Source organism: Neorhizobium tomejilense (genome assembly GCF_964254135.1).
GTDB lineage: Bacteria > Pseudomonadota > Alphaproteobacteria > Rhizobiales > Rhizobiaceae > Neorhizobium > Neorhizobium tomejilense.
Window position 1 is genome coordinate 2,041,739 of record NZ_CAXUSO020000001.1, and the last position, 13,869, is coordinate 2,055,607.

Below are 13,869 nucleotides of genomic sequence, written 5' to 3' on the forward strand. Positions count from 1 at the left end.
TCACCGCAGCTTGAGCGTCGAAAGGCCGAGCATGGCAAGGCCGACGGCGATGATCCAGAAGCGGATCACCACTTGGCTTTCCGTCCAGCCGAGTTTTTCGAAATGGTGGTGGATCGGCGCCATCAGGAAGACGCGCCGGCCGGTCATCTTGAAGAAGCCGACCTGGATGATCACCGACAGCGTCTCCATGACGAACAGGCCACCGACGATCGCCATGACGATCTCGTGCTTGGTGGCAACCGCGACCGAGCCGATCAGGCCGCCGAGCGCCAGCGATCCCGTATCGCCCATGAAGATGGCGGCCGGCGGCGCGTTGAACCAGAGGAACCCTAGCCCCGCCCCGATCACTGCTCCGAGAATGACGGCGAGCTCGCCGGTGCCGGGCACGAAATTGATCTGCAGGTATCCCGCAAATACCGCGTTGCCGGCGAGATAGGCAATGACGCCGAAGGACGCCGCAGCGATCATCACAGGCACGATGGCGAGCCCATCGAGCCCGTCCGTCAGGTTCACCGCATTGCCGGCAGCCACGATGACGAAACCGCCAAACAGCACGAAAAAGACGCCGAGATTGATGAACAGGTCCTTGAAGAAGGGGAAGGCGACGGAGGTGCCGAGCGTCGGATTGCTCGACTGGCCGGTGGCGAGCGCCACCCGCATCATGAAGAAGACCGCGATGCCGGCGATCACGAACTCGATGCCGAGTCGGGCCTTGCCGGAAAAGCCCTTGTCGGTCTGCTTGGTGACCTTGAGATAGTCGTCATAGAAGCCGATCGCGCCGAAACCCAGCGTGACGAGGAGGGTCGCCACCACATAGACGTTGGAAAGGTCGGCCCAGAGCAGCGAGCCGCCGACGATGCCGGCGAGAATCATCAGCCCGCCCATGGTCGGCGTGCCGGCCTTCTTGAAATGGGTCTGCGGCCCGTCGGCACGGATCGGCTGGCCCTTACCCTGGCGCAGGCGAAGCGATGCGATGATCATCGGCCCGAACAGGAAGACGATCAGCGCAGACGTAAAGAGCGCAGCGCCCGTCCTGAAGGTGATGTACCGGAACAGGTTGAAAAATTGGACTTTGTCCGCCAGTTCCACAAGCCAGATCAGCATTCAGCGCCCTTTCTAGAAGCCGCGTCTCAATTAGTGGCGTTCCGTGTCGGAGAATGCCGGGTAGTTGTCAATAAGCGCGGCCACGATCTTGCCGAAACCGATGCCAAGCGAGGATTTCACCATCACCACGTCGCCGGGGATCACCGAGCGCACCACAAAATCGGCAAGATCCGCGGTTTTTTCGTAATATTGCACGTCGACGCTGTCGGGCAGCGCGTCGCGTAGCGCTACCATTTCCGCACCCGCCAGCCAGACATGTTCGATACCGGCGGCGAGCAGCGGACCTGCCAGCTCCTCGTGCACCTTGGCGGAAAACTCGCCCATTTCCAGCATGTCGCCGAGGACCGCGATCCGCCGGCCGGTCAGTTCCGGCGTCGCCGCCGCCAGGAGTGCGATCCCCGCCCGCATCGAGGCAGGGTTGGCGTTGTAGCTCTCGTCGATGAGGGTCAGATGGCCTTCGCCAATGCCGAGGCGGTGGCGCTCGCCCCTGCCCTTGACCGGCTTCAGCCCCGCAAGCGCCGCCATGGCACCGGCCATGTCCGCGCCGACCAGCAGGCAGGCGCCGAGGACTGCCATCGCATTCTCGGCAATATGGCGGCCGGGAGCACCGATATGGACTTCCGAGGTCTCGCCGTTCAGCACCGCCCAGACGACCGAGTTTTCCCCGTTGCCTTCGAAATCCGCCAGCCGGAAGTCCGCCTTGGCGTGCTGGCCGAAGGTGTGGACGTGGGAGACGCCCGCCTCCTGCGCCTTTTTCTGCAGAAAGCCGAACTGCTTGATGTCGCGGTTGAGGACCGCCGAACCGCCAGGCTCCAGGCCTTCGAAAATCTCGGCCTTGGCGGCTGCAATCTCCTCGAGGTTCTTGAAATGGCCGAGATGGGCGGCGGCGATCGTGGTGATGATCGCCACATGCGGGCGCACCATCTTGACCAGGGGGCGGATTTCGTCGGGATGGTTCATGCCGATCTCGAAGACCCCGAAATCGGTATCTGCCGGCATGCGGGCGAGTGTCAGCGGCACGCCCCAGTGATTGTTGAAGGACGCGACGGCGGCATGCACCTTTCCGGAAGGCGCAAGCGCGTGGCGCAGCATCTCCTTGGTGGTGGTCTTGCCGACCGAACCGGTCACGGCGACGATACGGGCCCTGCTGCGGTCGCGCGCCGCAAGCGCCAATTTGCCAAGAGCGGCGAGAACGTCCTCCACCACGATCATCGGCACCGTCAATTTGCCGAGCGCGGGCAGTTTCGCCTCGTTGACGACGATCAGCGTCGCACCGTTGGCGACTGCGAGGCTCGCATAGTCATGGCCGTCGACGCGATCGCCCTTGATGGCGAAAAAAGCCTCGTCCTGGCCGATGGAACGGCTGTCGATCGAAATGCCGGTGATGCCCGCCGGAAGCACACCGATCGGCCGGCCGCCCATGGCAGACGTCAAATCCTCGGAGGTCCATAGCCAGCTCACGATTTCATCTCCTCCAGTGCCTTGCGGACTTCGACGTGATCGGAAAACGGCAGGACCGTCGTGCCGATCGTCTGGCCGTGTTCATGGCCCTTGCCCGCGACGATCAGCGTATCGCCGGCCCGCAGCATATTGACTGCCTGGCGGATCGCCTTGGCCCGGTCGCCGATCTCGATCGCGCCCGGAGCCGCCGCCATGATTTCGGAACGGATCACCTCGGGAACTTCGGAGCGCGGATTGTCGTCGGTGACGATGACGATATCTGCAAGCCGCGTCGCCACGTCGCCCATGATCGGCCGCTTGCCCTTGTCGCGGTCGCCGCCGCAGCCGAACACCACGATGACCCGGCCGGTCGTGAACGGGCGCACGGAGGTCAGCACGTTTTCCAGCGCGTCCGGCTTGTGGGCATAATCCACATAGGCGAGCGCGCCGGCTTTTGTCTGGCCGATCAGTTCGAGACGACCCGAGGCGCCCACCAACTTTTCGAGCGCGGCCATGGCGACCGCGGCCGGAACCCCGGTCGACATCGCAAGTCCTGCCGCGACCAGCGCGTTCGCCACCTGGAAATCACCGGCAAGCGGAATATCGACTTCGAAAATCTGGTCGCCGATGTGGATCTCGGCCATCTGCTTGTGCCGGAAATGCTCGACGCGCTTGAGGCACAGATAATCGCCCTTTCGGCCGACGGTGCGGACTTCGAGATCGGCAGCCGTCGCCACTCGTATCGCCTCTTCCGACCAGGCGTCGTCGGCGAAGATGACGGCCGGCGAGCCTTTCGGCATCAGCGTATCGAAGAGCCGCATCTTTGTGGCCATGTAGCTTTCGATCGTCGGATGGTAGTCCATGTGGTCACGGCCGAGATTGGTGAAGCCGGCGGCGGAAAGACGCACGCCGTCGATCCGGCTCTGGTCGAGGCCATGGCTGGAAGCCTCCATGGCGGCATGGGTAACGCCTTCGGCAGCCAGTTCCGCCAGCAGCTGCTGCAAGTCGACCGGATCCGGCGTGGTCAGCGTTCCGTAGTCGTTGCGGGTGGGCGAGACGACGCCGGTCGTGCCGATCTGTGCCGCGGCATGGCCGGCATGCGCCCAGATCTGGCGGGTGAACGAGGCAACGGAGGTCTTGCCGGCGGTGCCGGTGACGGCAACCATGGTTTCCGGCTGCGCATGGTAGAAACGGGCGGCCGCCAGTGCCAGGAGCCGGCGCGGATTGGAGACGGCAAGAACCGGAATGCCCGCTTCCGCCGAATGCCCTGCAATCGCCGCGGCCGCGCCGCGGGCGGCGGCATCGCCGATATAGCTCGAACCGTCCGCCTTGGTGCCTGCGAGTGCCGCAAAGAGCATGCCCGGGGTTACCTTCCGGCTGTCGGAAGTAAGCCCGGTCACCTCGAGATCGCCTGCAGGCCCGGCCATCAGGTCGGCTATTTCCGGGAAATCCTGTCCGGCGAGTTCTCGCAATTTCATCGGTTGATCGTCCATTCTGAGCGTCGTCCCCTCGAATCGTCCGCTCAAGTTGTTATCGCTCAATAAGACACAAGCAGGGCAGAACCGTCATTGCCGAATTTCGGCTTTACACCCAGAATCGGCGCGGCGCGGGTGATGATCTCCTTGACCATCGGCGCGGCGGACGTTGCGGCAAGAGCCGCGCCGTTGCCCTTGTCGGTCTTGGGTTCGTCGCAGAACGTCAAGACGACGTATTGCGGATTATCCATCGGGAAGGCGGCAAGGAAGGCGTTGAAGTTCTTGTCATGGGCGTAACGCCCGTTGACGACCTTGTCTGCCGTGCCCGTCTTCCCGCCGACGTTGAAGCCCGCGACGCGCGCATTCCTGCCCGATCCGTTGGCGCCGTTCCATTCGAACAGGAAGCGCATGTCCTTGCTGGTCGAGGGCTTGAGCACCTGGGTAGCGACCTTGTCGGCTTCTGCTCGGTTGCGCGGCAGGAAGGTCGGCGGGATATATTTTCCGCCGTTGACGAGCGCCGCACCGGCAACCGCCGTCTGCAACGGCGTCGTCGAGACACCGTGTCCGAAGGAAATGGTGACCGAATTGATCTTCTTCCATTCGCGCGGCTGGCTCGGAGAGGCGACTTCCGGAAGCTCCGTGTGCATTTTGGTCAGCAGGCCGAGCTTGGTCAGGAAATCCTTGTGGCCTTCGATGCCGACCGTATCGGCAATCTTGGCCGTGCCGATATTCGACGAGTACTGGAAGATTTCTGGTACGCTCAGCACGCGACCCTTGCCGTGGAAATCCTTGATGGTGAAGCCGCCGATGCGGATCGGGAACCGGGCGTCGAACGTGCTCTGAAGGTTCACCTTGCCGGAATCGAGGCCCATGGCAATCGTGAAGGACTTGAAGGTCGAGCCCATTTCGAACGTGCCATTCGACATGCGGTTGAACCAACCCTCCTCGCCGCCTTCGGCCGGGTTGTTGGGATCGAAATCGGGCGCGGACGCCATGGCGACGATTTCGCCGGTATGGACATCGAGAACGACCGCGCCGGCGCCGATGGACCGGTACTTGCTGATCGCCTCGGACACGACGTCGCGGACGATCGACTGGACACGCAGGTCGATGGACAGCTTGACCGGCTCCAGCGGCTGGCTGGAAGTCATGCCGACGGCCGCGAGATCGGCAAGCCCCTGATTGTCGACGTAACGCTCCATGCCGGCAACGCCGCGGTTGTCGATATTGACATAACCGACGACATGCGCGGCGGTCGGTCCGCCCGGATAGAAACGGCGCTTCTCGGGCCGGAAACCGATGCCCGGAATGCCGAGCGCCAGGATCTGGCTCTGCTGCTTCGGGGTCAGCTGGCGGCGCAGCCACTGGAAACGCGAGTTCGAGGTCAGCTTCGAATAGGTGCCCTTGACGTCGAGGTCGTTCAGAACCGTCGAGAGTTTCTCGATCACCTCGTCGGCATCGACGATCTTGTTGGGCTCGGCAAACAGCGAAACGGTGCGGATGTCGGTCGCCAGAACCGCGCCATTGCGGTCGACGAGGTCGGGGCGCGACGCCAGAAGGCGGTCCGCCGGCAGGATGCTCGATGTCGTCAGCGGCTGCGCCACGCCATATTGCATCAGCCGGCCGCCGACGACGCAGTAGAAGACCGTGAAACCGGCGATCAGCAGGCCGACGCGGTTTTTCGCCTGGGCGGACTTGCGCTTGCGGGTCCCCTCGAAGGAGGCCTTCTCGGAGCCGCGGCCACGGCTGCCGGAGGAGAAATGCGCGCGGCTCTTGACGATCATGATGCGGGACAGGAAAGACATCAGCGTTTCACCGATCCTGTGGAAATGACTTCGATGGGACCGCGCCGCTGCGGCACGGGGATTTTCGCGGCGGGCTTGGCCTTGGCGGCGGCAACCCCCTTCAGCGCGGCGGCAACCTCGCTGTTCTTTCCGGCGATGATGTCCTCGATCGTGGTCTCGGGCTGCGGAAGCCGGGCCTTGGGCATCGGCAGTTCCTTCGGCATCGCAAGCTGCGTCGTCTCCGTGGGAGCCAGTGCCAGCTCGGAACTGTAGACGTTGATCAGCCGGTGCAGGCGGTTCGGCTGGGTCAGCAGGGCCCAGTCCGCCTTCAGGAGATCGATCGTGTCTTTCTCCAGCTTGATTTCCGACTCCAGCCGGCGAACTTCGCTGAGTTTTTCGTCGGCGCGGTGCTTGATCGAATAGGTGACGACGGCCGCTGCCGTCATCACGCCGATCAGGACAAGATCGAAGCTACGCAGCATGTATCAGGCTCCCATCTTTGCAAGGCTGGCGAGATCGGGCAGATCGAAAATGGACATGTCGGCCGATCGCGGCGGAGCTTCCGTCCGCACCCCGGCGCGAAGCTTGGCGGAACGGGCGCGCGGATTGAGTTCAGCCTCCTCGTCGCTCGCCGAGATCATCGACTTGCCGAGCGGCTCGAAGATCGCAGGCTTTGCCACGACCATCGGTAGATGGCGCGAACCGGAAGCCTTGCCGGAACGATCGGCGAAGAACTGCTTGACGATCCGGTCTTCCAGCGAATGGAAGGTGACGACGACCAGCCGGCCGCCGGGCTTCAGCACCCGCTCGGCCGCAAACAGCGCCTGAGCGAGCTCGCCGAGCTCGTCGTTGACGAAGACACGCAGCGCCTGGAAGACGCGGGTTGCCGGATGGATCTTGTCCTTGGCCTTGCGCGGGTTGACCGTCTCGATGAGGTTGGCGAGTTCGCGCGTCGTGGTGAAGGGTTCAGTCAGGCGACGCTTCTCGATGGCGCGGGCGATACGGCCCGAATGCTTTTCCTCACCGAGGAAACCGAAGATACGCGTGAGATCGCCGACCTTGGCGCGATTGACGACATCCGCGGCCGAGACGCCGCTCGCCGACATGCGCATGTCGAGCGGCCCATTTCGCTGGAAGGAAAAGCCGCGATCGGCCTCGTCGATTTGCATCGAGGAGACGCCGATATCGAGCACGATGCCATCGAGCCCGCCTTCCGGCGCGTGGTCGGCAAGGCTGGAGAACTGCGATTGAACGAGGTGGAGGCGACCCTTATGGGCATCGGCAAGCGCCTTGCCGGCGGCAATCGCATTCGGGTCGCGATCGAGCGCGATCACTTCGGCATCGGCGGCAAGAATGGCGGATGTATAACCGCCCGCCCCGAACGTACCGTCGAGAATGACCTTGCCAGCCCGAGGCTCGAGCGCCTCCAGAACTTCTTTCAGAAGAACCGGAATGTGACGAACCGGTCCGCCTTCGGGCTCGGTTGTTCCGTCGCCTGGATTCGCCGCCATTCCGTTCCCCTGTCTTACGCGGGACGCGAACCGAAGCGCCCCTCTCTCGCCGCCGCCTGCGCCTCGTGGAACGCCTGCGGCTGCCAAAGTTGAAAATGATCCGAGCGCCCAACGAAGGTAACATCCGAGCTGATTCCCGTGAAGTCGCGGATGAAATCCGTGACCATCAGCCGGCCCTCCGCATCGAGCCTCATGAAGACGCCGCCACCGTGTACGAGCAGCGACATCCGGTTCGCTTCCGGCGAAAACGGATCGACGGAAGCGATCTGCCGCTCGTAACGATCGAGCAAATCCGGCCCGCCGACGCTGATCGCCGGATAGGTGAAATCCTGGAGGCAATAAAGCTCCTGGATCCCGCGCTCCGAAAGAACCGAACGAAAACTCGCCGGAACGGAGACCCGTCCCTTCGCATCGATCCTGTTCGTCGCATTCGACAGGAAGCGGCTCATCACGCCAAACATCCGCTCCGTTATGGTTCAGGACGGAAGCCCGTCCACCCGTTGACACAACACCAAACACAGCTTCGCCGCCCGGATGGGCGGATAACCGCCCGGCCGTAGGACGACCGAAACTCAGGGGTTGGCGGGCGCTCATTCGCCCTTGTGCAGTGCGATTTTGGGATACCATGGGACCATATGGGCGTCAATGGGAGAAGCCCCGCTAGCCACTCCCAGATGGGATTTATTTATAAGCTGTTAAGTTTAACAAAAGGTTATCGGAGGGAGTGAAGAAACCGCCTCGGCAGTGTCCGACAAGTGAATTGTGGACACTTGTTAAGCTCCGACAAACAAAGGAGCTTTCGAAACTCCTGATATAAACGGTGCACCGCAAAAAGCGGCCGCAGGACGTCTCTCCCTCGCCAAGGGCGCAGACAGAATCGCGACGGCGAGAGGAGGTAAACGCCAGTTGGCCTGTAAGCCGGGTTCTGTATGGCCCCGGTGCAAGCACCGGAACGTGGCAGCCATTCATCTGGGACGACATTTGCATGTCGCCTCACGCAACCCACCCGGATGACTGGCCCGGAAACAGGCTGTAGCCACGCTTTCACGCGGCCCGTGTCATCCCTATTCGGTCTTGCTCCCGGTGGGGTTTACCTTGCCGCCGCTGTTACCAGAAGCGCGGTGGGCTCTTACCCCACCCTTTCACCCTTACCCCGCCAGCTCTGCCGCTTTGTTTAAAGCGGTACAGCAAGCGGGGCGGTTTCCTTTCTGTGGCACTTTCCCTAGGGTCGCCCCCGCCGGACGTTATCCGGCACCGTGTTTCCGTGGAGCCCGGACTTTCCTCACCTTACCGCCTTTCGGCATTGGTAAAGCGCGGCTGCCCGGCCAACTGGCAGGCGGTCCATAACCGAGATGGAGAGCGAAAGCCATAGGCGAGAAGTAATCAGGCCGGAGATAATCGGCTTAGGAGATAATCCGCCCGGAAATCCGTCGAATAGACTTCATCCCGGATTTTCCCATGGAAGATCAGCTCGGCGCCGAGCCGGCCGATCTCGTCGGAACTCTTGGCCGCCGCCCCGCAGCCGCCGCTGAGGATGCCGATTCGGGAGGCTTGCGTCATGGCGATTGCCGGATATCCGGTCGGCGTGAACGAGGTGACGCAGGCCGCCATCGACGAGCGCGAGAGATCGAGTTCCGGCATCAGCCGCGTCATGATCTCGGCAAGCCGCGCCCTGGTGCTTTCCCGCCCGCCCGAGCGGAACCAGGCGCGGATGTCCGGCTCGGTCGGCAGCAGCAGATCGTCCGGATCGCCGCCGATCTTCAGATAGATCCTGCCGTCGGGATACCGCACCGGCGGAAGGAGATAGATGCCGTCCTCGCCCTCGCGCCATTTCCAGATCAGCGAAGGCACCCTGCCCCAGATGTCCATGGTGGCCTCGTCGACCTCGAAGAAGGCGACGGTGCGGGCATAGACGCTCAGGTCGAGGCGTGCGCCGAGCAGCCGTTCGTTGATCGAGAAACCTCCGGCTGCGACCAGCACTTTTTCAGCAACATAACTGTTGCCCTCGCTGGTCGTGACGGTGACCTGATCGCCCTCCTGGCGCACCGAGGAAACCGTTTCGGGAATGATTGCCGTGCCCTGGCGTTCGGCGATCAGAGCCTGGGCCTTCACCAACCGGCGCGGATTGATGTGCCCGGCATTCCTGGGCTCCCAGACCCCCTCGCTCGCCTTCGGGAACGAGAAGAAACCGAACCGATCGGCAAGATCGAGATCCGACAGCGTCTCGGTCGAAACGCCGAGCTTGTCTGCCGCATCGAGCACGTTCGCGACATAGGAAGGTCCCTCGCCGCGCTTAGGGCCGACCAGCAGGCAGCCCGATTCGCTATAGAAATCCACGCCGCTTTCGCGGGCGATCTCGCCGTAACGTTCGATCGAACGGTTGGCGAGGCGCGCCCACACGGGATCGGGATCGATCGTCCGGGTGATGCGCGCCTCGTCGTAGTGGCTGGCAAAGACGCCTTCATGGCGCCCGTAGTCCGCCGGCTCACCGGGACCGACCAACGCAATACCGTCGGTCCATTTCGAGAGGTAGCGGGCTGCCGCAGCGCCCATCATGCCCCTCCCGATCACGATAAATCTGAACCGTTCCGTCATGCCCTCGCCTTTCGATTCCACCGGCCGAAATGTCTTCTGTCAGAAGCACTTCTAGCCGTTTTCGGAATCAAAATGCCACAGGCGAAAGCGACGCAGTCTGTTCGGCCGACTGTTCGGCGGTCTCGATCACCGCCTGCACCCGGTTGCAATAGCGCTTCGAAACCGGGTTCATCCGCTTGGCACCGTGGCCGGCATTGTATTTGAGAATGGTGCCGCAGATCTTGCCGCCGCCGAGTTCGTGCGCGCCGGCCAGGTATTTCATACCGTAGCGGATATTGGTCTCGGGATCGTAGAGGCCGTAGTCCGGCCCGCGGTAACCCATCAGCCTCGCCGTCGCCGGCTTGATCTGCATCAGCCCGATCTCGCCTGCACTGCCCTTGACGGTCGGGCGGAAGTTGCTCTCGATCTGCACCACCGCCAGCGCAAGCTCTTCAGGAACATCGTATTCGTCCGCATATTTCGAGATCAGCTGGGTATAATGAAGCTGCCGAACCAGGCGCCTGGCTTCGTCGGTGGGCGCGGCAAAACCGGTTTCGCGCGTTTCCCATGGAATGACGAGCGCCTTGGTGTAGGTGGTGACGGCGTCGTCCTCAGCACGCACGAGTTCGGTTCCCGCGACCAGCATGGCAAGGCCCGCCGCGGCAGCAACAATCATAATATTCATGTAGGTGAAGTGTCTCCGGACCAACAGGAACCGCAGGTGTCGTTACGCAAACACCCTCTCAGCGCGTCGCCGGATTGACGGCGCGATGTTTTCACGATTCCTGGTCGTTTATCTCTGCAACCCCCGTCCAACATGGCGGCTGCCGTTAGCGGGTCCTTTAGACCGGGCTAATAAGGAGATGATGTGGCACTGCAAAATTTTGCGATTTCGACGCGGTCCCGAACGACCGGTGCGGCGCCCGCATTAATTGAATTTTGGCAAGGACTTGAGCAGCCGATGAAGTGTGTCGATCGTCGAAAAATCGGCGATCCCGTCGACCAACTGCGGCCTGAAATGACGCTGGAACGCCTCGACCACGCCCTTCGTGCGCTCGCAGAAAGTGCCCGTGATTTCAATTCCGTAGCCATAAAGCGACAGCATCGACTGCAATGCCTCGATAGGCTGGCCGCTCTCGCCGAACTGGAAAAACCGTCCGCCGCTGATTTGTGCTGGATCGATCCAATGACCTATCCCGTCAAGGTACAGCTTTTCCCAGGGGAATTTTTCGCCCGGATCGACCTTGCGGATAGGGGCGACATCGGAATGTCCAAGCACCCTTTCCGGTCGGATTTGCCACCTTTGGCCGCAATCGTGACACAATTCGACGACGGCTTGGATCTGCGCGGACGGATAGTCCGGCAGGCCACCGGGATGGCCTGGGTTGGCGATCTCTATGCCGATCGAACAGGAATTGATGTCGGCCTCGCCGGCCCAGGAGCTCTTGCCGGCATGCCAGGCACGGCGGTCCTCCGGCACGAGTTGCACCACGCCCCCGTCCTCATGGACGAAATAGTGGCTCGAAACCTGGCTCTCCTCGTTGCAGAGCCAGGAGAGCGCCTGGTTGCCGCTCGGCATGCCCGTGTAATGCAGGATGATCATGTCGGGCCTGCGCCCGCCAGCGCGCTCGCCGTGATTGGGGGAAGGCCTTACCGTCGCGCCGGCATAGTCGGCGTAAAACGGCATCATGCGGCGCGGCGCTCTTTCGCAATCGCCGCATAGGCGGCGTTGAGCGCGGCCATGCGCTCATTGGCGGCGGCATGCAGCGAAGCCGGAACGCCGCGGGCGATCAGACGGTCCGGATGATGTTCGGACACCAGCGAGCGGTACTGCTTGCGGATCTTTGCGAAATCGTCTTCCGGCGAAACGCCGAGCACAAGATAGGGGTCCCGTCCGTCGAGATGCACGTGCCGCGCCATGATGCGGCGGAAATGCCCCTCGTCGATGCGGAAGATTTCGGCGATGCGGAAAAGGAAGGCAAGCTCCGCCTCGTGCACCAGGCCGTCCGCCTTGGCGATATGAAACAGCCCGTCGACGACGTTTTCCAGCATCGGGCAGTTTGCAGCCTTGCCCGCGCCTGGGCTGCACAAACCCGCGAGCTTCGTCGCATAGGCTTCGTAACCCGCGACGTCCTGGCGCGCGAGATTATAGAGGCGCGCGACGTTGCGGGCTTCCTCGTCGGGAAAATCGAATATCTGCTGAAAGGCCTTGACCTCGGCCTCACTGACGATACCGTCAGCCTTCGCCATCTTGGCCGACAGCGCGATGATTGCGACCGAGAAAGACACCTGCCGGCGTGTTTCCGGATCACCCTCGAACGTCGTGCGGATCACCTCGATGACACGGCCGAGCGCGTTCCCGGCCGCGTCGCCCATGGCGCCGAGAAGCCGTTCCCAAAGGGAGGAAAGGTGAAGGCAGGCAAAATCCCAGATCATGAGTGCAGTGGACCAGATTATAATTGGGATTGCAAGGCGACCGGCGGCCCGTCTTAGATTAAACTATGTTCATGTTTTCCGAACAATCACCGGCGCTCACAGACAGGTGACCTGGCACTTCGGGACAATTGCGAAGCCTCTGAATCTCTTTTTCCACAAGCGCGATCGAGGCGCCGCGGCAGTTGAATCGATTATATTAGGCTCTCCTGTGCCAAGAAGTCGAAGCTGCGGTTTTTCTTGAGAAATTCACTTTACAGGGGCCTGTCTCTGTCGCATCCATTCCAGCGGTTTTGAACTGTACGCGAGCATGCGCGTCAAGGAGGATCGATGGCCAAACAGAAAGTAGCAATGCTGACCGCAGGGGGCCTGGCGCCTTGCCTGTCTTCCGCCGTTGGCGGCCTGATCGAGCGCTACAACGACGTCGCGCCGGATATCGAGATGGTCGCCTACCGTTCCGGTTATCAGGGCGTCCTGCTCGGCGACCGCATCGAAATCACCACCGACATGCGCGAAAAAGCCCATCTGCTGCACCGCTACGGCGGCTCGCCGATCGGCAATAGCCGCGTCAAGCTCACCAATGCCGGAGACTGCGTCAAGCGCGGCCTCGTCAAGGAAGGTGAGAACCCGCTTCGCGTCGCCGCCGAGCGGTTGGCGGCCGATGGGATCACCATCCTCCACACGATTGGCGGCGACGACACCAACACAACGGCCGCCGACCTCGCAGCCTATCTCGGCGCCAATGGCTACGACCTGACCGTCGTCGGCCTGCCGAAGACCGTCGACAACGATATCGTGCCGATCCGCCAGTCGCTCGGCGCCTGGACGGCTGCCGAAGTCGGCGCCTCTTTCTTCGACAACGTTTCGAACGAGCAGAGTGCCGCTCCTCGCACATTTGTGATTCACGAAGTGATGGGACGTCACTGCGGCTGGCTTACCGCCGCGACTGCACGGGCCTATATTCAGAAGACCAAAGGCAACGAATATGTCGAGGGCTTCATGATGAACAGCGCGATGAAGAACATCGACGGTGTCTACCTGCCGGAGATGGCCTTCGACCTCGAAAAGGAGGCCGCACGCCTCAAGGACGTCATGGACAAGCGCGGTTTCGTAACCTTGTTCGTGTCGGAAGGTGCCGGTCTCGATACGATCGTCGCCGAACGGGAAGCGGCAGGCGAATCGATCAAGCGCGACGCGTTCGGCCATGTTAAGATCGACACGATCAATGTTGGCGGCTGGTTCCAGAAGCAGTTCGCGGCGCTGATCGGCGCCGACCGTTCGATGGTACAGAAATCCGGCTATTTCGCCCGCTCGGCGCCGGCAAACGGTAACGACCTGCGGCTCATCCAGGGGATGGTCGATCTCGCCGTCGAAAGCGCGCTGAATAAGGTCTCGGGCGTGACCGGCCACGACGAGGATCAGGGCGGAAAACTGCGCACGATCGAATTTCCCAGAATCAAGGGTGGAAAACATTTCGATCTGACTGCAAAATGGTTCGGCGAAGTGATGGACCATATCGGCCAGCCCTTCGAAACGGCTTGAGACAAG

12 protein-coding genes and 1 other RNA gene are annotated in these 13,869 nt (G+C 62.2%); 1 reads left to right on the plus strand and 12 read right to left on the minus strand.

Annotated features, from left to right (window positions below):
* From mraY to ACSQ3G_RS10585, 12 genes are all read right to left on the minus strand, one after another.
* Positions 1–1,104 (minus strand): phospho-N-acetylmuramoyl-pentapeptide-transferase, encoded by a 1,104-nt coding sequence (mraY, locus tag ACSQ3G_RS10530; RefSeq protein ID WP_046633517.1) that lies wholly within the window; start codon positions 1,102–1,104, stop codon positions 1–3.
* A gap of 30 nt (positions 1,105–1,134) precedes the next feature.
* Positions 1,135–2,565: a UDP-N-acetylmuramoylalanyl-D-glutamyl-2,6-diaminopimelate--D-alanyl-D-alanine ligase gene (locus ACSQ3G_RS10535; protein ID WP_436109983.1), complete on the minus strand. Its 1,431-nt coding sequence runs from the start codon at positions 2,563–2,565 to the stop codon at positions 1,135–1,137.
* Positions 2,562–4,022, minus strand: coding sequence for a UDP-N-acetylmuramoyl-L-alanyl-D-glutamate--2,6-diaminopimelate ligase (locus ACSQ3G_RS10540; protein ID WP_436109984.1), 1,461 nt, complete (start codon positions 4,020–4,022; stop codon positions 2,562–2,564). The genes ACSQ3G_RS10535 and ACSQ3G_RS10540 overlap by 4 nt, the downstream gene beginning before the upstream one ends.
* Positions 4,023–4,081: 59 nt before the next feature.
* A complete protein-coding gene (locus ACSQ3G_RS10545; RefSeq protein WP_436109985.1) occupies positions 4,082–5,824 on the minus strand; it encodes a peptidoglycan D,D-transpeptidase FtsI family protein in 1,743 nt (580 codons plus the stop codon).
* The gene (gene ftsL, locus ACSQ3G_RS10550) at positions 5,824–6,285 is read right to left on the minus strand and encodes a cell division protein FtsL (protein ID WP_105400772.1); all 462 of its coding nucleotides are present in this window, start codon (positions 6,283–6,285) and stop codon (positions 5,824–5,826) included. The genes ACSQ3G_RS10545 and ftsL overlap by 1 nt, the downstream gene beginning before the upstream one ends.
* A 3-nt stretch (positions 6,286–6,288) precedes the next feature.
* Entirely contained in the window at positions 6,289–7,314 is a 1,026-nt protein-coding gene (gene rsmH, locus ACSQ3G_RS10555; RefSeq protein ID WP_436109986.1) for a 16S rRNA (cytosine(1402)-N(4))-methyltransferase RsmH, read from the minus strand.
* 14 nt (positions 7,315–7,328) lie between these two features.
* Complete coding sequence (gene mraZ / locus ACSQ3G_RS10560) at positions 7,329–7,763, minus strand: division/cell wall cluster transcriptional repressor MraZ (RefSeq protein ID WP_245440363.1); 435 nt, start codon at positions 7,761–7,763, stop codon at positions 7,329–7,331.
* Between the two features lie 449 nt (positions 7,764–8,212).
* Positions 8,213–8,647: RNase P RNA component class A (gene rnpB, locus ACSQ3G_RS10565), an RNA gene on the minus strand.
* A gap of 50 nt (positions 8,648–8,697) precedes the next feature.
* Entirely contained in the window at positions 8,698–9,909 is a 1,212-nt protein-coding gene (locus ACSQ3G_RS10570) for an NAD(P)/FAD-dependent oxidoreductase (RefSeq protein WP_436109987.1), read from the minus strand.
* A gap of 67 nt (positions 9,910–9,976) precedes the next feature.
* Complete coding sequence (locus ACSQ3G_RS10575; protein ID WP_436109988.1) at positions 9,977–10,573, minus strand: lytic transglycosylase domain-containing protein; 597 nt, start codon at positions 10,571–10,573, stop codon at positions 9,977–9,979.
* Between the two features lie 243 nt (positions 10,574–10,816).
* Positions 10,817–11,578 (minus strand): N-acetylmuramoyl-L-alanine amidase, encoded by a 762-nt coding sequence (locus ACSQ3G_RS10580; RefSeq protein ID WP_436109989.1) that lies wholly within the window; start codon positions 11,576–11,578, stop codon positions 10,817–10,819.
* Positions 11,575–12,324: a TerB family tellurite resistance protein gene (locus ACSQ3G_RS10585; protein WP_436109990.1), complete on the minus strand. Its 750-nt coding sequence runs from the start codon at positions 12,322–12,324 to the stop codon at positions 11,575–11,577. Before ACSQ3G_RS10585 ends, ACSQ3G_RS10580 begins: the two co-directional genes overlap by 4 nt.
* 327 nt (positions 12,325–12,651) lie before the next feature.
* Here ACSQ3G_RS10585 and ACSQ3G_RS10590 point away from each other — a divergent pair, with 327 nt between their 5' ends.
* Positions 12,652–13,863: a pyrophosphate--fructose-6-phosphate 1-phosphotransferase gene (locus ACSQ3G_RS10590; RefSeq protein WP_436109991.1), complete on the plus strand. Its 1,212-nt coding sequence runs from the start codon at positions 12,652–12,654 to the stop codon at positions 13,861–13,863.
* Positions 13,864–13,869: the final 6 nt, after the last annotated feature.

Coding starts and splice junctions, on each gene's coding strand:
- mraY (WP_046633517.1), bottom strand. CDS start 1,104: ATGCTGATCTGGCTTGTGGAACTGGCGGACAAAGTCCAATTTTTCAAC.
- ACSQ3G_RS10540 (WP_436109984.1), bottom strand. CDS start 4,022: ATGAAATTGCGAGAACTCGCCGGACAGGATTTCCCGGAAATAGCCGAC.
- ACSQ3G_RS10545 (WP_436109985.1), bottom strand. CDS start 5,824: ATGTCTTTCCTGTCCCGCATCATGATCGTCAAGAGCCGCGCGCATTTC.
- ftsL (WP_105400772.1), bottom strand. CDS start 6,285: ATGCTGCGTAGCTTCGATCTTGTCCTGATCGGCGTGATGACGGCAGCG.
- rsmH (WP_436109986.1), bottom strand. CDS start 7,314: ATGGCGGCGAATCCAGGCGACGGAACAACCGAGCCCGAAGGCGGACCG.
- mraZ (WP_245440363.1), bottom strand. CDS start 7,763: ATGAGCCGCTTCCTGTCGAATGCGACGAACAGGATCGATGCGAAGGGA.
- ACSQ3G_RS10570 (WP_436109987.1), bottom strand. CDS start 9,909: ATGACGGAACGGTTCAGATTTATCGTGATCGGGAGGGGCATGATGGGC.
- ACSQ3G_RS10575 (WP_436109988.1), bottom strand. CDS start 10,573: ATGAATATTATGATTGTTGCTGCCGCGGCGGGCCTTGCCATGCTGGTC.
- ACSQ3G_RS10580 (WP_436109989.1), bottom strand. CDS start 11,578: ATGATGCCGTTTTACGCCGACTATGCCGGCGCGACGGTAAGGCCTTCC.
- ACSQ3G_RS10585 (WP_436109990.1), bottom strand. CDS start 12,324: ATGATCTGGGATTTTGCCTGCCTTCACCTTTCCTCCCTTTGGGAACGG.
- ACSQ3G_RS10590 (WP_436109991.1), top strand. CDS start 12,652: ATGGCCAAACAGAAAGTAGCAATGCTGACCGCAGGGGGCCTGGCGCCT.